The organism is Amycolatopsis sp. A1MSW2902 (assembly GCF_017312175.1).
Taxonomy (GTDB): domain Bacteria; phylum Actinomycetota; class Actinomycetes; order Mycobacteriales; family Pseudonocardiaceae; genus Amycolatopsis; species Amycolatopsis nivea.
Genome location: NZ_QJPO01000001.1, coordinates 942,992 through 959,792, shown reverse-complemented (window position 1 = coordinate 959,792; position 16,801 = coordinate 942,992). Strand labels below are relative to the sequence as shown.

The following is a 16,801-nucleotide window of genomic DNA, read 5'->3' as shown; positions in this document are numbered from 1 at the left end:
GGGTCAGTTCGCGAGACAGCGAACCACGCGCCGCGCGTCTGGCATAGGCTCGGGTCTCGTGCCCACGTCTTCGCCGCTGTCCCGCCTGTCCGCCGACGGACCGGTCCGCGACGGCATCCCGGATCACGGCCGCGTGCCGCGCTACTACGCGGTGAAGGTCGAACTGCTGGCCGTCATCGCCGAACTGGGCGAAGGGAGCGCGCTGCCCACGGAACGCGAACTGTGCGAACGGTTCGAGGTGTCCCGCGCGACGGTCCGGCAGGCGGTCGGCGAGCTGGTCCTCGAAGGCAGGCTGTCGCGACGGCAGGGGAGCGGCACGTACGTCGCCGCGCCGAAGCTGGTCCAGCCGCTCGCGCTCGTCAGCTACACCGAAGGCCTGCGCCGACAAGGAATCCGGCCCGGCCGCACAGTGATCACGCTCGAACGCCGCGCCGCGGGCACCGGATTGGCCGTCGACCTGCGGATCGAACCGGCCGCCGAGGTGATCCACCTGGAACGCGTCCTGCTCGCCGACGACGAACGCGTCGGCCTCGAATCGACCTTCCTCCGCGCCGACAGGTTCCCGACGCTGCAGGAGGATTTCGACCCGGAGCAGTCGCTGTACGCGTACCTGCGCGACGAACTGGGCGTCGTCTTCGACGGGGCCGAGGAACGCGTGGAGACCGTCCTCGCGACGCCCCGCGAGGCGCTGCTCATCGGCACGAATCCGGCGCTGCCGATGCTGCTGATGCACCGCGTGTCGTGGGGCCCGGACGGCGAGCCGTTCGAGCGGGTCCGGTCGCTTTACCGCGGGGACCGGCTGAGTTTCGTCACGCGACTGAGCCGCGTCGAGTAGCTGTCACAGTCCGCGCCGCCGGTTCGTTCCCTCTGCATCGAACGGAGGGACAACCATGGACATCGCATTGTGGACCGCGCAGGCGGCTCTCGCCTTGCTCTTCGCTTTGTCCGGCGTGCTGAAGTCGGCGATGTCGCGCGAGCGGCTGCTCGAAACGGGGCAAACCGGGGTGGCGGCCTATCCGATGCCGGTCGTGCGCTTCACCGCGATCTGCGAACTCCTCGCGGCGGCCGGTCTGATCCTGCCCCGGCTGACCGGGATCGCCCCGGTGCTCACCGGGTGGGCGGCGGTCGGCCTGGCCGTGGTGATGATCGGGGCGATGGCGGGGCACGCGCGGCTGGCGGTCACGGAACACCGCCCGAAGGAGTACCGCAACGTCGCGGCGAATGTCGTGATCCTGGCGGTCTGCGTGTTCGTCGCCGTCGGCCGGCTCTGAAGATAACAGAACGGTAACTCATCTGGTCCAATATTCGAGGCTGCTTCACCTGGCGTTCCCCGTGTCGACAGGCTCCGTTGAGCGCGGGCGGCGACTGTTGCGGCCGTGCGAATCCTCATCGTTGGCGGCGGCGTGCTCGGCACCCAGCACGCCTGGCAGGCCGTGGAACGCGGCCACGAAGTCCTTCAGCTCGAACGCGAGCCGGAGGCGCGCGGAGCGTCCGTCCGCAACTTCGGGCTGGTCTGGGTCGGCGGGCGGGCCGCCGGTCCGGAGCTGGAGGCGGCGGTGCGCGCCCGGGAACTGTGGGAGCGGATCGGCGAACGCGTGCCCGCGCTGGGTTTCCGGCCCAACGGCTCACTGACGGTCGTCCGGACCGACGCTGAGCTGGCTGTCGCGCAGGAGGTCGTCGCCGGGCCGGAGGCGGCGGAGCGCGGCTTCAAGCTGCTCGACGCGAAGGAAACCCGGGCGCTGAACCCGGCTCTGCGCGGCAACTTCTCCGGCGCGTTGTGGTGCGAGCGCGACGCGGCGGTCGAACCGCGGACCGCGCAGCCTGCGCTCCGTGAAGCGCTCAAAGCGAGCGGGCGTTACCAGTGGCTGCCGGGCCGCGAGGTGCGGAACCTGACCGAAAACGGCGTCGTGGACGATCACGGCGAGCGCCACGAAGGCGACGTCGTGGTGTTCTGCACCGGCGCGTGGCTCGGCGGGCTGGTCCGTGAGATCGTGGGCGAGATCCCGGTGCGGCGGGTCCGGTTGCAGATGGCGCAGACCGAACCGCTCGACGAGCCGTTGCCCACTAGCGTCGCGGACGGCGACAGCTTCCGGTACTACCCGGCCTACCGCGGTGGCGCGCTCGACGCGATGAACGAAGCCCAGCCGCAGGGCGAAATCGCCGCGCAGAACGCGATGCAACTGCTGATGGTGCAGCGCCGCGACGGCTCGCTCACCATCGGCGACACGCACGAGTACGCGCAGCCGTTCTCCTTCGACGTCACCGAAGACCCGTACGAACACCTCGCCGAAGTAGCGGGTGCCCTGCTCGGCCGTCCGCTGCCGCGAATCCGCCGCCGTTGGGCCGGCGTCTACGCGCAGGCAACCGACTCGGCAGCTGTGGTGCACCGGGAACGGTTGTCCGGCAACGCTTTTCTCGTCACCGGTCCTGGCGGCCGGGGAATGACCTGCTCGCCCGCAATCGCCGAAGACACCGCAAAGGAGCTGGGCTGGTGACCACCGAACTCGTCGTGCTCGACATGGCCGGAACCACCGTCGCGGACGACGGACTCGTCGAACGCGCCTTCACCGCGGCGATCGCCGCCGCCGGAGTGTCCGAAGAGGACGATCGATACGCCGGAATGCTCGACTACGTCCGGGAAACCATGGGTCAGTCGAAGATCGTCGTATTCCGCGCGTTGCTCGGCGACGAAGACCTCGCCCAGCGCGCGAACGCCGAATTCGAGGGCTCGTACGGACGGCTGGTCGCGGCCGGGGAGTGCAAGCCGATCCCCGGTGCCGAGGAAACCATCCGCGGCCTGCGGGAGAACGGCATCCGGGTCGCGTTGACCACCGGATTCGCGCCCACGACGCAGTGCGCGCTGCTGGACGCGCTCGGCTGGCACGACCTCGCCGACCTCGCGCTCGCTCCCGGCGACGGCGTGCGCGGCCGGCCGTATCCCGACCTGATCCTCGCCGTCGCGCTGAAACTGCAGGTCACCGACGTCCGCAACATCGCGGTGGTCGGCGACACCCCCACCGATGTCCGCACCGGTCTCGCCGCCGGCGCCGGAATCGCCGCCGGAGTGCTCACCGGCGCCAGCAACCGCGCCGACCTGGAAGCAGCAGGCGCGACCCACGTTCTCGACTCCGTCTCCGCCCTCCCCGCCGTACTCGAAGGAGCCACCCAGCCATGAGAATCCGGAAAGCGACCGTCGTCGCTCTCGTCGCGGCCCTCGCCGGCCTGCTGTCCGCGTGCGGCGGCACGGCGGGCGGCGCGTCCGGCGACCAGACCGTCACCGTGTACACCGCGGACGGGCTCGAGGACTGGTACAACGCCCGGTTCGCCGAGTTCAAGCAGCAGGCCGGGATCACCGTCCAGGCCGTCACCGCCGGTTCCGCCGAGGTCGTTTCGCGCGTGGGCAAGGAAAAGGCCAACACTCAGGCCGACGTACTCGTGACGCTCCCGCCGTTCGTCCAGCAGGCGGCGAAGGAAGGCCTGCTCGCGGCGTCCGCGCCAAAGGGCGTCGACCAGGTTCCAGCCGCGCAGAAGGACCCGCAGGGCCGCTACTACGCGATGATGAACAACTATCTGAGCTTCATCTACAACCCGAAGCAGGCGAACCCCGCCCCGAAGACCTGGAACGACCTTCTCGACCCGAAGTACAAGGGCAAGCTCCAGTACTCGACGCCGGGCGAAGCGGGCGACGGCACCGCGGTGCTGCTGCAGGCCCAGCACGTGTTCGGCGACCAGGGCGCGCTCGATTACCTCGGCCGCTTGCAGGCGAACAATGTCGGGCCGTCGTCGTCCACCGGCAAGCTGCAGCCGAAGGTCGCGAAGGGCGAGATCCTGGTCGCCAACGGAGACCTGCAGATGAACCTCGCCGAGATCGACAAGAGCGGCGGGTTCTCGGTGTTCTTCCCGGCTGACGCGCAGGGCAAGCGGTCCACCTTCGCGCTGCCGTACTTCGCCGGTCTGGTCAACAATGCTCCGCACGCGGACAACGCGCGCAAGCTGCTCGACTTCCTGTTCTCGCCCGAAACCCAGGCGAAGGCCAGCGACGCGTACGGCATCCCGGCCCGCTCCGACGTCAAGCCGCAGGGCCCGAAGGCGGAGAAGATCACCGCCGCGATGTCCGGAGTGGACATTTGGACCCCGGACTGGAACAACGTCCTCGGCCGCCTCGACGCCGATCTCGCCGCGCACCGGAAGGCCACCGGGCAGTGACTCCGGCAGTAGAGTTCCGCGGCGTATCCGTCCACTTCGGAGCGACGCAAGCGCTTGCCCCGCTGGATCTCTCGGTAGCGCGCGGCGAAACCCTCGCGCTGCTGGGACCCTCCGGTTCCGGCAAGTCGACCGCGCTCAAGGCGCTGGCAGGGTTCCTTCGGCCGAGCGCCGGACGGGTGCTGCTCGACGGCCAGGACGTCACCGATCTGCCGCCGCATCGGCGCGGTCTCGGCGTGGTGGTGCAGAGCTACGCGCTGTTCCCGCACCAGCGGGTCGCCGACAATGTCGCGTTTGGACTGAAGGCGCGGAAGATGCGCCGGGCGGACGTGGTGAAGCGCGTCGGCGAGGTGCTGGAACTGGTCGGGATGAGCGAGTACGCGCGCCGGTATCCCCGTGAGCTGTCCGGCGGGCAGCAGCAGCGGGTCGCGCTGGCGCGGGCGCTCGCGATCCGGCCCAACGTCCTGTTGCTCGACGAGCCACTGTCCGCATTGGACGCCGCTCTGCGTGAGGACATGGTCGCGGAACTGCTGCGGCTGCGGGCCGAACTGCCGGACACGACGCTGATCTACGTCACCCACGATCAGAGCGAAGCGCTCGCGCTCGCCGACCGGATCGCGGTGCTGCGCGACTCCCGGCTGGTCGAACTCGGTCCGTGCGAACAGCTTTACCGTCGTCCGGCCACCGAGTTCACCGCGAGCTTCCTCGGCGCGGCGAACCTGATCCCGGTCGAACTGGTGCGTGCGGACGGGACCGTCGCGACGGTCCGGCTGGCCGGGCGCGAGCTGTCCGCCGAACCGTCCGGCACGCTTCAACCGGAGCGGCCGGTGGCGCTCGGCGTGCGGCCGCACCGGATTTCGGTCGGCGAACCCGGACCGGGCACCTTCCCGGCTCTGGTGCGCGGCGTGCAGTGGCGCGGTTCCGGATACCGGCTCGACCTGCGGCTCACCGACGAGGTGTGCGACATCCGCGCCGAGGTGCCGGACAGTCCGGTGCTGCCCGCGGTCGGCGACCGGGTCGGGGTGTCCATTCCGGACGGTTGCCCGTTGGTGGGGGTGGGCGGATGACCGGCCTCGCCCTCGGCACCGCCGCGGTCGCCCCAGCTCGCCGCAGCACGCGGCCCCGCCGGTACCGGATCGGCTGGCTGCTTCCGCCCGCGATCGTGGTCGCCGGGTTCTTCGGCTATCCGCTGGTGCTGGTGATCCTGCAGTCGTTCACCGCGCAGGACGGTAGTTTCGGGCTTTCGGTGTGGACGCAAGTGCTGTCGTCGCCGGAATTCGGCCGCGCGGTGTGGCAGACAGTGTTGCTGGCCTTGGGTTCCACCGTCGGTTGCGTGCTGCTCGGCGGATTTCTCGCGCTGGTTGTCGTGTTCGTCCCGTTTCCCGGGGCGACGCTGCTCGCCCGCCTCGTGGACACGGTGCTGGCGTTCCCGTCGTTCCTGATCGCGCTGGCCTTCACCTTCCTTTACGGCGGCGCGGGAGTCTTCGGCACCGCCGGGTTTCTGTACTCGCCGTGGGGCGTCCTGCTCGCCGAGATCACCTTCTACACGCCGTTCGTGATGCGGCCCGCTCTTGCTGCGTTCAGCCAGGTTCCGTCGGCCCAACTGGACGTCGCGGCGAGCCTCGGCGCGCGGCCGGGCCGGGTGCTGTGGCGCGTGGTGCTGCCGGAAGCGTTGCCGTCGCTCGCGTCCGGTGCGTGTCTGGTGCTGCTCTTGACGATGAACGAGTTCGGCATCGTGCTGTTCCTCGGCGCCAAGGGCGTCTCGACGTTGCCGATGCTGGTGTACGGCAAGGGAATCGTCACGTTCGACTTCCCGGCCGCGTCCGTGGTCGCGGTGGTGAACGTGGTGCTGTCGCTGGTGCTCTACACGGTTTACCGGCGAGTCGTCAGGGGAGGGGGCCGTCGTGCTGCTGTGGACGCGGCGTAGCCGGTTGCTGGTGTGGCTGGTGTTCGGCGTGGTTTTCCTCGGGGTGGTGGCCGCGCCGCTGGTGATGATCGTGCTGGCGTCGTTCGCCGGTAGTTGGACCGGTGTGCTGCCCAGCGGGCTCACCGGGGCGCATTACGCCGACGCGCTGTCCGGCGAGACGTTCGCGAGCTTGTCGGTGAGCGTGCAGACCGGGGTGATCACGTCGCTGGTCTCGGTGGTGCTCGGCACCTGGGCCGCGCTGGCCGTCGACCACGCGCCGCCGAGGCTGCGCCGGATCGCGGATTCGCTGTTCCACCTCCCGATCGCGGTGCCGTCGGTGGTGCTGGGGCTCGCGTTGCTGGTGGCGTTCAGCCGTCCGCCGGTGGCGTTCAACGGCACGCGCTGGATCGTCCTCGCCGGACACTTGATGATCCTGCTGCCCTTCGCGTACAGCACGGTTTCGGCCGCGTTGCAACGTGTTGATCCGCTGCTCGCGCAGGCCGCGGCGAGTCTCGGCGCGCGTCCGTTGCGGGTGCTGGTGCGCGTGCGGTTGCCGGTGCTGCTGCCCGCGATGTCGGCTTCGGCCGGTTTGGCGCTGGCGATGTCGATGGGTGAATTGGGCGCGACGATGATGCTGTACCCGCCAGACTGGCGGACGCTCCCGGCGACCATTTTCTCCCTCACTGACCGGGGACAGGTGTTTCTCGCGTCCGCGAGCACGGTGCTGTTGCTGGTGGTGACACTGGCCGGGGTGGTGCTGCTGGGGCTGGTGCGGGGGAAGGCTTCGGCCCGGTGAAATAGTTTCCCGCCCGGATGCAACCTTCCGGGCCGCGATTCCGTCCGCGTTGCATGCGGACTACAGGGAAAATCGTGGGAGCGAGCGCGCTGCTGCTGACGGTCGCGGCGTGCGGGGGCAACGGAACCGTGGCTGCGCCGGTTTCCTCGGGGCCGCCAGCTAGTTCGACGTCGGTTTCCTCGCCGCCGTCTTCTTCGCCGTCGGTCTCCCCGCCGCCGGCTTCAGCGCCGCCGAAGAGCCGTCCGACGCAGGGCGTGCCGCCGGGGGACACCGCGCCCGCGGCCGGGCAAGTCAACGCGTCGGCCCTTCCGGCTGGCTATCCCCACGACGTCACGCTCGCCGAGGGCGGCTCGGTCGTGGTGATCCAGGCCGAGGAAGGCGGATGCGACAAGCTCAGCGCGAAGGCGGGGGAGCAGACGGCGACTCAGGTTGTCGTGCTGGTGACGCTTACCAAGGCGCCGCACGGGCAGATGTGTCCCATGCACATCCGGGAGATTTCGTTGCCGGTACGGCTCGCGGCACCGCTGGGCGGGCGGGAATTGGTATTGAAGCCCGGTCCGTGAAGATCGGGTGCAACCCGGCGGGGCGGTCGGTCCGTCCAGGGATCATGAGGTACTCGACGAAGCTGATCGGAACGACACGACTGGCGGGCGCGGCACTGGTGCTCACGATGGCAGCCGCGTGCGGCAGTCCGACGAGCATGGCGAACGCACCAGCGTCCGGGACCGAGACTGCGCCGCCGAGCGGCAGTGCTTCGGCGCCGCCGTCGTCGCCGGGCAAGCCCCAGTTCAACCCGCCCGCGGGGGCGGTGCGGGTTCCGGACAAACAGGTGGACGGGGCTGCGTTGCCTAAGACGTTTCCCAAGGAGGTTTATTCGGACAGCGGGGGGAAGGTGCTCGTGGTGCGGGCTGAGGAAGGCGGGTGCGGGCATGCGCTCGGGTCCGCTGTCGAGCAGTCTGCGCAGCGGGTGGTGGTGGATTTGAGCGAGACCAAGGCACAGACCGGGCAGATGTGCACGATGGATCTGCGGCATCCGGTGATTTCGGTGCCGTTGGGGGCGCCGTTGGGGGAGAGGACTGTGGTGTTGAAGCAGTCTCCGCCTCGGTGAGGTCGTGGGGTGAGGGGTCGGACGGCTTCGTCGGGGGGTCGTTCGGCTCGTCGCCTGGCGGCGACATTGCGCCTTGAGGTTGGCCACCACCCCTCAGCCTGATTGTGACTACGGCGCGGAGGTGCTTGTCAAGGCGGGAAAGATGCCTTGACAAGCACCTCCGCGCCGTGTTTTTGGCTGTGTATCGGGGTTGGGGGGGTGTGGCTGCCTTGATCGTTGGGTGCATCGGCGCGGGTCTGGACTTCCTTCGGAAGTCCATAGTGGACTTGTTGTGTGCGTCGATGGCAGGGGGAGGGGTGCGCCCCTAGGCTGCGTGAATGGGAACTCGCCAGGTTTCGCGCAGTGCTGTCGTTGCTGCGGCGCCGGAACGGATTTTCGCGTTGCTCGTCGATCCGGCGCAGCATCCGCTCATTGACGGGTCGGGCACGGTGCGGGCCAGTCAGGGGTCGGCGCCGGCGCGGTTGTCGTTGGGGGCGCGGTTCGGCATGGAGATGCGGATGGGGGCGCCGTACCGGATTCAGAACACCGTGGTCGAGTTCGAGGAGAATCGGCTGATTGCTTGGCGGCACTTCTCCGGGCATCGGTGGCGTTGGCTGCTCGAGCCGACCGAGGACGGGCGCACCGAGGTCACCGAGACCTTCGACTGGTCTACTGCTCGGTCGCCGCTGGCTATTCGGTTGCTCGGGTTCCCTAAGCGCAACGCCGAGGCCATCGAGAAAACTCTCGCCCGGTTGGGCGGGATGTTTCCCGGATGACCTCGGCGTCAGCCGGAATCAGCGGAAGCTGATCTGCAGGACCGGTTCGCTGGTTTCGGAGAAGAAGTCGTTGCCCTTGTCGTCGATGACGATGAACGCGGGGAACTCTTCGACCTCGATTTTCCAGACCGCTTCCATGCCGAGTTCGGCGTACTCGAGCACGTCGACCTTCTTGATGCAGTCCTTCGCCAGCCGTGCGGCCGGGCCGCCGATCGAGCCGAGGTAGAAGCCGCCGTGTTCCTTGCAGGCCGCGGTGACCTGCTTCGAGCGGTTGCCCTTCGCCAGCATCACGAGCGAACCGCCCGCGGCCTGGAACTGGGCGACGTACGAGTCCATCCGGCCCGCGGTCGTCGGGCCGAACGAACCGGACGCGTAGCCGTCGGGGGTCTTCGCCGGGCCCGCGTAGTAGACCGGGTGGTCGCGGAGGTACTGCGGCATCTCCTCGCCGGCGTCGAGGCGCTCGGCGATCTTCGCGTGGGCGATGTCGCGCGCCACGACCAGCGGGCCGGTCAGCGACAGGCGCGTCTTCACCGGCAGTTGCGCCAGCTGGGCGCGGATCTGGTCCATCGGCTGGTTCAGATCGACCGACACGACCTCGTCGGACAGGTCTTCCTCGGTGACGTCCGGCAGGAAGCGGGCCGGGTCGCGCTCGAGCTGTTCGATGAACACGCCCTCGCTCGTGATTTTCGCCTTCGCCTGGCGGTCGGCCGAGCAGGACACCGCGACGCCGACCGGGCAGCTCGCGCCGTGCCGGGGCAGGCGGATCACGCGGACGTCGTGGCAGAAGTACTTGCCGCCGAACTGGGCGCCGATGCCGAACTGGCGCGTCATCTCCAGCACCTGCTGCTCGAGGTCGCGGTCGCGGAACGCGTGGCCCAGCTCGGACCCCTCGGCGGGAAGGTTGTCCAGGTAGCGCGCGGAAGCCAGCTTCGCGACCTTGAGGTTGAACTCGGCCGACATGCCGCCGACGACGATCGCCAGGTGGTACGGCGGGCACGCGGCGGTGCCCAGGCTGCGCAGCTTCTCGTCCAGGAACCGGGCGAGCCGCTTCGGGTTCAGGACCGCCTTCGTTTCCTGGTACAGGAACGTTTTGTTCGCGCTGCCGCCGCCCTTGGCCATGAACAGGAACTCGTACGACGGGTCCGCTGCGTCGGTGTCTTTGTGATACAGCTCGATCTGCGCCGGGAGGTTCGTGCCGGTGTTGCGCTCTTCCCAGAAGTTGATCGGGGCCATCTGCGAGTAGCGCAGGTTCAGCTGCTGGTAGGCGTCGAAAATGCCCTGCGACAGCGCGCGCTCGTCGTCGCCGCCGGACAGCACACCCTCGGTGCGCTTGCCGATGACGATCGCGGTGCCGGTGTCCTGGCACATCGGCAGCACGCCGCCTGCCGAGATGGCCGCGTTGCGGAGCAGATCCATCGCGACGAAACGGTCGTTGCCGCTGGCTTCGGGGTCGTCGACGATCGCGCGCAGCTGCTGCAAGTGTGACGTACGCAACAGGTGCTGGATGTCGGTGATCGCCGTGCGCGCGAGCGTCGTCAGCGCTTCCGGATCGACCTTCAGAAACTTCCGCCCGGCGGCTTCGACGGTCTCGACGCCGTCGGCGGTGACCAGCCGGTATTCGGTGGTGGTGTCCTTGCCGAGCGGCAGGACTTCGGTGTGCTGGAACGTGGTGGGCGGCACAGCGAGGCTCCTTTGCCCTGATCGGGATTGGCTCACGGTACTCAGCGGGTTCCGCCCGGTCGCACGGGCGCGGGGACGCTGTGGGATAGCGCACGCCAGCGGTGCTTCCCGCGGGTTTCGGGCAGGCATGGTCGGGAGGCCGGGCCCACCCCGACGGACCCGACCTCCCGGGGAAAGCGGACCGGATGCGCACACACCCGCCCCGCGTGACCAACGGGACCCCCGCCGGCGCGTTGACCGGACGCCGCACAGCGGGGGTCGCGAACGCTTGCTACCCACTGCCCAGAACCGCCAAACGCGAACGAGACGCGAATTCCACGAACGGGTGCGCGGAGTGGTGACGGAATTGCGGTGGGTGTCAGGACGAATCGGATCAAGGGGATGAAACGGGGCACGAAAGGGGGAGGATGCGCTCAAAAGGAGCTGAAGTGGCTGGTGGGGCTCAAGAGGCTGGTGGGGCTGGTGGTGTTGATGAGGCGATTTGTCGGCAATTCGACGTTGCTCTTGCCGAGGTAGTGGATGGGGGGATCGGGGCTGGGTAGGACGAAGCCGCTGGTCCGGGAGCTGAGGAGGCACGCTGGCACCGGGGGGGCAGATGAGGAGGGCTGGGCGCGCCCTCAGTTCGAGAGCTGCGCGATTCCGCCGTTTCCAGGGAGACGGACGGGGTTGGAGACGACGAAGCCAGCGACGCTGCCGTCATCGGAGCGGCGGACGGGGAAATCCAGGGTTTGGCTCCGGCACCCAGTCCGGAAGCGAAGCGATGCCGCCGCCATCGGAGTGTCGGATGGCGAAAATCCGGGGCTGGACGCGGCGCCCCGGCCCAGAAGCCGGGCGACCTCGCCGTTGTCGAAGCGGTGGATGCGAGAAATCCGGGGCCGGACACCCGGCCCCAGCCCAAAGGCGGGCGACTCCGCCGTCCTCGGAGCGGCAGGCAGTGGAAATCCGGGTCCGGACACGACAAGACCCCCGGTCCGAAAGCCGAACCGAGGGTCTTGCGCAACCAGCGGTGCGAACCGCTGCCCATCGAAACAATCTGTGGTCGAGGAGTCCCCGTCCCGCCTGACCGGGCCCCACCCGATTCCCACGGAAAACCCTGACCGTGCCTGTCCGCGTGCTTGCCGCGGCCGGGCTCACCGGACCCCGCGCCCGGTCAGTCCGCCGCGCCAGCCCGAATGCTCGCTGACCGGCTTCTCCGCCCTCCCCGGAACCCGGAACCCGAGCCCGAACCCCGGCCCGGGTCCGGAGAGGGAAGAAAACTCAGCTGGCGTACGCCCGCAGCCGGTCGGCGCGCTCGCCCTGGCGCAGCTTCGCCATGACCTCGCGTTCGATCTGCCGCACGCGTTCGCGCGACAGGCCGAAGTGCTTGCCGATCTGGTCGAGCGTGCGCGGCTGGCCGTCGTCGAGGCCGTAGCGCAGGCGGATGACGTGCTGTTCGCGGTCGTCCAGCGTGGCCAGGACCCGGCGGAGGTCGTCTTGCAGCAGGCCGGAGATCACGGCGCTCTCGGCGTCGGTCGCCTCCGAGTCCTCGATGAAGTCGCCCAGCGGGGCGTCTTCCTCGGTGCCCACCGGCATGTCGAGGCTCACCGGGTCGCGCGACTGGTCGAGCAGGTCCGAGATCTTGTGCACCGGAATGCCCGATTCGGCGCTCAGTTCCTCGTGCGTCGCGTCGCGGCCCAGCTGCTGGTGCAGGTCGCGGCGGATCCGGGCCAGCTTGTTCACCTGTTCGACCAGGTGGACCGGCAGCCGGATGGTGCGGCCCTGGTCCGCCATGCCTCGGGTGATGGCCTGGCGGATCCACCACGTGGCGTACGTGGAGAACTTGAACCCCTTGGAGTAGTCGAACTTCTCCACCGCGCGGATCAGGCCCAGGTTCCCCTCCTGGATCAGGTCGAGCAGCGGCATGCCCCGTCCGGTGTAGCGCTTCGCGAGCGACACCACGAGCCGGAGGTTGGCCTCCAGCAGGTGGTTCTTCGCGACGTGGCCGTCGCGGACCAGCGCGCGCAGTTCCTTGCGGCGCTGCGGCGTGAGGCCCTCGGCGGTGTCGAGCATGTGCTGGGCGAAGACCCCGGCTTCGATCCGCTTCGCCAGCTCGACCTCGTCGGCCGCGGTGAGCAGCGCGGTCTTGCCGATGCCGTTCAGGTACACGCGCACCAGGTCGGCGGCGGGGCTCTGGGCGTCGAGGTCGGCGTCGGTGAGCGCCCCCACGCTCACCCGCTCCTCGGTCTGCTGTGCTGGAATCCCGCGCTCGCGAATCCCGCGCGCTTCGCGTTCGAGAGTCTGGACTGACATTCTGCCTCCCCGGTCACGGGCTGAACGTGTCTCGCCGGCGCCTGCGGGACGGGGCCTGTGGAATCCCGTGTCCGCGGGCCCAGCCGGCTTGGCTGGACACTGGTCTCAACGCTCCGGGTAGGTGAAACGTTCCCGGCTCGCTGAAATGAGGACGGGCGTACCCGCCTCGCGGTTGCTCCACCAAAACTGAGGTTTTGCTGAGAACCGCTGCGCTCCGGGGAATGCGCTCGAATCGCGCTCCGTGCCTTCGATGTTACGCGGCCTTCTCCAATGTGGTCTAGACCTCAACGAGAACGGTGAACGGACCGTCGTTCACGCTTTCCACCGCCATCTCCGCGCCGAACCGTCCGGTCGAGACGGTCGCGCCGCGGCCGCGCAGTTCCGCGACCACGGCGTCCACCAGGGGTTCGGCGATTTCCGGCCGGGCGGCGGCGGTCCACGACGGGCGGCGGCCCTTGCGGGTGTCGCCGTAGAGCGTGAACTGCGACACCACGAGCAGCGGCGCGCCGGTCGTCGCGCACGATTCCTCTTCGCGCAGCAACCGGAGCTCGTGCAGTTTGCGGGCCATCGTTTCGGCTTTCCCGGGATCGTCGTCCCGGTGCACGCCCAGCAGCACGAGCAGTCCGGGTTCCTTGATCTCTCCGGCAATCTCCCCCGCGACGGTCACGCTCGCGCGGGTGACCCGCGCCGCCACCGCCCTCACCGCGGCGAACCCGGCACGAGCATGCCGTGCCGCACAAGTTCGCGGACGATCGGCAAAGCGGCGGCGGTCAGTTCAGCCGAATCGAGGCCCTGCGCGGCGGACAGCAGGTCCAGCAGATCCGACAGCGGCAACGCGCCGCGGCAACCCGCGAGAAGGCGCGTCGTGAGTTCGTCGACCTCGTGCTGCCAACCGGGTCCGTCGGTGCGATGCAACCGCCGCACGGTTGTTTCCCAGCCCTCATCTCCGGGAGAGTCGACGCGTTCGAGCAGCACTGTGTCGGGTACCCGAAACGCTACGTCCCACACATTGTCGCCGTGCGTACGCAGCCACTCGACGCGGTCGAGCCAGTTCGCTGCTTCGGGACCCAGCGGGTCGTCGTAAGCCTGTCGCAGGTCTTCGCAGACAACAGTCGGCGTCTGACCGTTCGCGCGCCGCAGCGTCACGAAGCCGAATCCGATGCCCTGTACGTCGTTTTCGGTGAACCAGTCGAGCCACGCGGCGGCTTTCGCGCGGCCTTCGGGCGAGCGTGGGTCGATGCCTTCGTCGCGAAGCCAGGTGCCGACGTACAGCCCGGGGTCGGCGACGTCGCGCTGTACGAACCAGGCGTCCGTCTCAGGGGGCAGCCAGCGCGCGACGCGGTCGCCCCAGTCTTCGCCGCGACGGTGCAGCCACGACGCGAGGAGCTGACCCGTGCCGCCGTCGTTGAGGAAGCTCGGCAGCTGACGGACGACCAGCGCGCTCGCGTCGTCGCCGGCCAAGCCGGAGTCGCGGTAGGTGTAGTCGACGCGCGGCGGACCGACCACGAATGGCGGATTGCACACGATCTGGTCGAAACGGCGGCGCGCGACGGGCGCGAACCATTCGCCGCGCAGCAGCTCGACGTCCAGCTCGTTCAGCCGGAAGGTGCCCGCGGCCAGCGCAAGCGCGCGGGCCGACACGTCGGTCGCGGTGACTCGCTGCGCGTGCCGGGTCGCGTGCAGCGCCTGGACGCCGTTGCCGGTGCCCAGGTCGAGCAACGTGCCGACGGGGCGGCGGCTGGTCGCGCGGATCAGGCTCAGCGACGCGTGGCCGACACCGAGAACGTGGTCCTCGGGCACGACGTGGCCGAGCATGTCGGCGTCGAGGTCGGAGACGACCCACCACGAACCGTCCTCGTCGCCGTGCGGGCGGATGTCGAGCGCGGCGCGGAACTCGTCCCCGACCGTCCGCAGGATGCCCGCTGCCACCGCGTCGTCCGCGCTGAGCGGGGCGAACGCCGACGAGACGGCCTTCTCCGGCTCGGCGAGACCGAGCAGGAACAGCCGGATGAAGACGCCGAGGTCGCCGGCGTCGAGGCTCGCGCGGCGGGCGGGTTCGGGCTCGCCGCGGCCGAGCGCCGTGTGCGCTGCGCCGCCGAGCGCGTCGACGACGCCGTCAGCGTCGTAGCCGGTGCGTCGGAACGCTTCGCGCAGCCGCGCGCAGAGGTCGTCGGAAAGGTCAGGAAGAGGCGTGTTCGTGCTCACGGTGGGTAAGCCTGCCACGATGAGCATCGTGACCACCGAGACCACCGAGCGTGTCCTGGCTCCGCTTGAAGCGGCACTGCCGGAGCTTGAAGCGCTGTACGTCGATCTGCACCGTCATCCCGAGCTGGCGTTCACCGAAACCCGCACGGCAGCCGAGCTGGCCCGACGGCTGACTGAAGACGGCTTCGAGGTGCACACCGGCATCGGTCGCACCGGCGTAGTCGGCGTCCTGCGCAACGGCGAAGGACCGACTGTGCTGCTTCGTGCGGACATCGACGCGTTGCCGGTCGAGGAGCAGACGGGGCTCTCGTACGCGAGCACTGCGCGCGGCGTCGACTCTGAGGGTCGCGAAGTGCCGCTGATGCATGCCTGCGGGCACGACATGCACGCGACGTGGCTCTCCGGTGCCGCGCATCTTCTCGCGGCTTCGCGGGACGAGTGGTCCGGCACGCTGCTCGCGCTGTTCCAGCCTGGGGAAGAGGCCGGGGACGGAGCTGCCGGAATGGTCCGCGACGGTCTCTTCGACCGGGTCGGCCGTCCCGACGTGGTCTTCGGGCAGCACATCGTGCCTGGTCCGGCCGGGTGGGTGCTGACCCGGCCGGGCGTGATCATGGCGGCGACCGACACCTTGCGGATCACCCTGCACGGACGCGGCGGGCACGGGTCGCGGCCGGAAACCACGGTCGACCCGGCGGTGCTGGCGGCGTCCGTGGTGCTCAAGCTGCAGACGATCGTGTCGCGCGAGATCGCGGCGACCGAGCCTGCCGTGGTGACTGTCGGCTCGATGCATGTCGGGACCGCGGCGAACGTGATCGCTGACCATGCCGTGCTCGAGGTCAACACTCGGGCCTTCGACGACGCCGTGTTGGTGCGGCTGCGCAAGGCGATCGAGCGGATCGTGAACGGTGAAGCCGCGGCCGCGGGGGCGCCTCAGCCGCCGACGGTGGAGGTCGTCGCGTCCTATCCGGTCACGGCGAACGACACTGCCGCGTCGGACGAGTTGACCGAGGTGTTTCGCGGGCACTTCGGTGCTGAGGCGACGATGCCCGCGCCCCTGGTCACCGGCAGTGAGGACTTCAGCGAGTTCGGCCGGGCGGCCGGGGTGCCGTCGGTGTTCTGGCTGGTCGGAGGGTTCGACGCGCAGCAGGTGATCACGGCGATGACCGAGGGGCGGTTCGAGACCGACGTGCCCTCGAACCACTCGTCCAAGTTCGCGCCGGTGCTGCACCCGACGCTGCGGACCGGGGTCGAGACGCTGGTCGTCGCCGCGTTGTCCCGGTTTGCCCGCCCGGGTGTCGCGGAAGGCCGGTGAGTGAGACGATGGAACACGGAGGTGGTGCTGTGAACGCACCCCACGGAGCCGATCCCCGCCCCGAACCTGTGTTGATCACCGAGGCCGAGCCGTCGCTGGACGATCAGCTGGCGTCGCGGAAGCGGAAGTACGTCATCATGATGGTGTGCCGGATTCCCTGTCTTATTTTGGCCGGGCTGACTTATCACACGTGGTGGCTGGCTATTTTGTTTTTGGTGATTTCCGTGCCGTTGCCTTGGATCGCTGTGCTGATCGCTAATGACCGGCCGCCTAAGAAGTCGGAGAAGGTCAATCGGTATGCGCGGGATGCTCGGCAGATCGAGGGGCGGAAGCATCGGGTGATTGACGGGTGATTGACGGGTGATTCGGCTCGTCGCCTGGCGGCGACATTGCCGTGGGGGTTGCGTGGGGCACCCCGAAGCTTGATTGTGCTGACGGTCGGTGGGTGCTTGTCAAGGCGGGAAAGATGCCTTGACAAGCACCCACCGACCGCAGATGAGCTTCGTATCGGGGTGCGGGGGTGGTGTGGGTGCCTCGCTGGTTTGGG

The 16,801-nt window shown here is 69.1% G+C and carries 17 protein-coding genes; 13 read left to right on the top strand and 4 right to left on the bottom strand.

All coding sequences use genetic code 11. The features are described from left to right. The first annotated feature begins 58 nt into the window (after positions 1–58). The 11 genes from DMP23_RS04470 (at position 59) to DMP23_RS04420 (ending at position 8,768) form a co-directional block, all read left to right on the top strand. Positions 59–835, top strand: coding sequence for a GntR family transcriptional regulator (locus DMP23_RS04470; RefSeq protein WP_337820247.1), 777 nt, complete (start codon positions 59–61; stop codon positions 833–835). 55 nt (positions 836–890) lie between these two features. Continuing rightward, complete coding sequence (locus DMP23_RS04465) at positions 891–1,271, top strand: DoxX family protein (RefSeq protein ID WP_037810020.1); 381 nt, start codon at positions 891–893, stop codon at positions 1,269–1,271. A gap of 105 nt (positions 1,272–1,376) precedes the next feature. Beyond that, positions 1,377–2,495 carry a TIGR03364 family FAD-dependent oxidoreductase gene (locus tag DMP23_RS04460; protein ID WP_337820246.1) on the top strand — a complete coding sequence of 373 codons (1,119 nt, stop codon included), beginning with the start codon at positions 1,377–1,379 and terminating at the stop codon, positions 2,493–2,495. Further along, positions 2,489–3,175 (top strand): phosphonatase-like hydrolase, encoded by a 687-nt coding sequence (locus DMP23_RS04455; RefSeq protein WP_337824360.1) that lies wholly within the window; start codon positions 2,489–2,491, stop codon positions 3,173–3,175. The genes DMP23_RS04460 and DMP23_RS04455 overlap by 7 nt, the downstream gene beginning before the upstream one ends. Further along, entirely contained in the window at positions 3,172–4,206 is a 1,035-nt protein-coding gene (locus DMP23_RS04450; RefSeq protein ID WP_337820245.1) for a 2-aminoethylphosphonate ABC transporter substrate-binding protein, read from the top strand. The genes DMP23_RS04455 and DMP23_RS04450 overlap by 4 nt, the downstream gene beginning before the upstream one ends. Next, on the top strand, positions 4,203–5,270 hold the full coding sequence (locus DMP23_RS04445; RefSeq protein ID WP_337820244.1) for an ABC transporter ATP-binding protein: 1,068 nt from the start codon (positions 4,203–4,205) through the stop codon (positions 5,268–5,270). The genes DMP23_RS04450 and DMP23_RS04445 overlap by 4 nt, the downstream gene beginning before the upstream one ends. Then, a complete protein-coding gene (locus tag DMP23_RS04440) occupies positions 5,267–6,130 on the top strand; it encodes a 2-aminoethylphosphonate ABC transporter permease subunit (protein ID WP_337820243.1) in 864 nt (287 codons plus the stop codon). The genes DMP23_RS04445 and DMP23_RS04440 overlap by 4 nt, the downstream gene beginning before the upstream one ends. After that, positions 6,108–6,905, top strand: a complete 798-nt coding sequence (locus DMP23_RS04435) for an ABC transporter permease (RefSeq protein ID WP_337820242.1) — start codon at positions 6,108–6,110, stop codon at positions 6,903–6,905. Before DMP23_RS04440 ends, DMP23_RS04435 begins: the two co-directional genes overlap by 23 nt. 74 nt (positions 6,906–6,979) lie before the next feature. Beyond that, complete coding sequence (locus DMP23_RS04430) at positions 6,980–7,468, top strand: hypothetical protein (RefSeq protein ID WP_337820241.1); 489 nt, start codon at positions 6,980–6,982, stop codon at positions 7,466–7,468. A gap of 44 nt (positions 7,469–7,512) precedes the next feature. Beyond that, positions 7,513–8,013, top strand: coding sequence for a hypothetical protein (locus DMP23_RS04425; RefSeq protein ID WP_235146630.1), 501 nt, complete (start codon positions 7,513–7,515; stop codon positions 8,011–8,013). A gap of 317 nt (positions 8,014–8,330) precedes the next feature. After that, positions 8,331–8,768: an SRPBCC family protein gene (locus tag DMP23_RS04420; protein WP_037810029.1), complete on the top strand. Its 438-nt coding sequence runs from the start codon at positions 8,331–8,333 to the stop codon at positions 8,766–8,768. A gap of 18 nt (positions 8,769–8,786) precedes the next feature. Here DMP23_RS04420 and DMP23_RS04415 read toward each other — a convergent pair whose 3' ends face one another. The 4 genes from DMP23_RS04415 to DMP23_RS04400 all read right to left on the bottom strand — a co-directional run bounded on the left by DMP23_RS04415 (position 8,787) and on the right by DMP23_RS04400 (position 14,969). Continuing rightward, positions 8,787–10,448 carry a fumarate hydratase gene (locus DMP23_RS04415; protein ID WP_337820240.1) on the bottom strand — a complete coding sequence of 554 codons (1,662 nt, stop codon included), beginning with the start codon at positions 10,446–10,448 and terminating at the stop codon, positions 8,787–8,789. Between the two features lie 1,257 nt (positions 10,449–11,705). Then, positions 11,706–12,737, bottom strand: a complete 1,032-nt coding sequence (locus DMP23_RS04410) for a sigma-70 family RNA polymerase sigma factor (protein WP_037810032.1) — start codon at positions 12,735–12,737, stop codon at positions 11,706–11,708. A 277-nt stretch (positions 12,738–13,014) separates the two neighbouring features. Beyond that, a complete protein-coding gene (gene dtd / locus DMP23_RS04405) occupies positions 13,015–13,440 on the bottom strand; it encodes a D-aminoacyl-tRNA deacylase (RefSeq protein ID WP_337820239.1) in 426 nt (141 codons plus the stop codon). Beyond that, entirely contained in the window at positions 13,437–14,969 is a 1,533-nt protein-coding gene (locus DMP23_RS04400) for a class I SAM-dependent methyltransferase (RefSeq protein WP_337824359.1), read from the bottom strand. The genes dtd and DMP23_RS04400 overlap by 4 nt, the downstream gene beginning before the upstream one ends. Here DMP23_RS04400 and DMP23_RS04395 point away from each other — a divergent pair. Continuing rightward, positions 14,962–16,254, top strand: coding sequence for an amidohydrolase (locus tag DMP23_RS04395; protein WP_037810035.1), 1,293 nt, complete (start codon positions 14,962–14,964; stop codon positions 16,252–16,254). The two genes, DMP23_RS04400 and DMP23_RS04395, sit on opposite strands and share 8 nt — an antisense overlap. An 8-nt stretch (positions 16,255–16,262) precedes the next feature. Then, complete coding sequence (locus tag DMP23_RS04390) at positions 16,263–16,607, top strand: DUF3099 domain-containing protein (protein ID WP_134668229.1); 345 nt, start codon at positions 16,263–16,265, stop codon at positions 16,605–16,607. Positions 16,608–16,801 lie beyond the last annotated feature (194 nt).

Excerpts from the sequence above, each read along its gene's own strand:
- DMP23_RS04465 (WP_037810020.1), top strand. The coding sequence starts at position 891 with ATGGACATCGCATTGTGGACCGCGCAGGCGGCTCTCGCCTTGCTCTTC.
- DMP23_RS04450 (WP_337820245.1), top strand. The coding sequence starts at position 3,172 with ATGAGAATCCGGAAAGCGACCGTCGTCGCTCTCGTCGCGGCCCTCGCC.
- DMP23_RS04440 (WP_337820243.1), top strand. The coding sequence starts at position 5,267 with ATGACCGGCCTCGCCCTCGGCACCGCCGCGGTCGCCCCAGCTCGCCGC.
- DMP23_RS04425 (WP_235146630.1), top strand. The coding sequence starts at position 7,513 with ATGAGGTACTCGACGAAGCTGATCGGAACGACACGACTGGCGGGCGCG.
- DMP23_RS04420 (WP_037810029.1), top strand. The coding sequence starts at position 8,331 with ATGGGAACTCGCCAGGTTTCGCGCAGTGCTGTCGTTGCTGCGGCGCCG.
- DMP23_RS04410 (WP_037810032.1), bottom strand. The coding sequence starts at position 12,737 with ATGTCAGTCCAGACTCTCGAACGCGAAGCGCGCGGGATTCGCGAGCGC.
- DMP23_RS04395 (WP_037810035.1), top strand. The coding sequence starts at position 14,962 with ATGAGCATCGTGACCACCGAGACCACCGAGCGTGTCCTGGCTCCGCTT.
- DMP23_RS04400 (WP_337824359.1), bottom strand. The coding sequence starts at position 14,969 with ATGCTCATCGTGGCAGGCTTACCCACCGTGAGCACGAACACGCCTCTT.
- DMP23_RS04390 (WP_134668229.1), top strand. The coding sequence starts at position 16,263 with ATGGAACACGGAGGTGGTGCTGTGAACGCACCCCACGGAGCCGATCCC.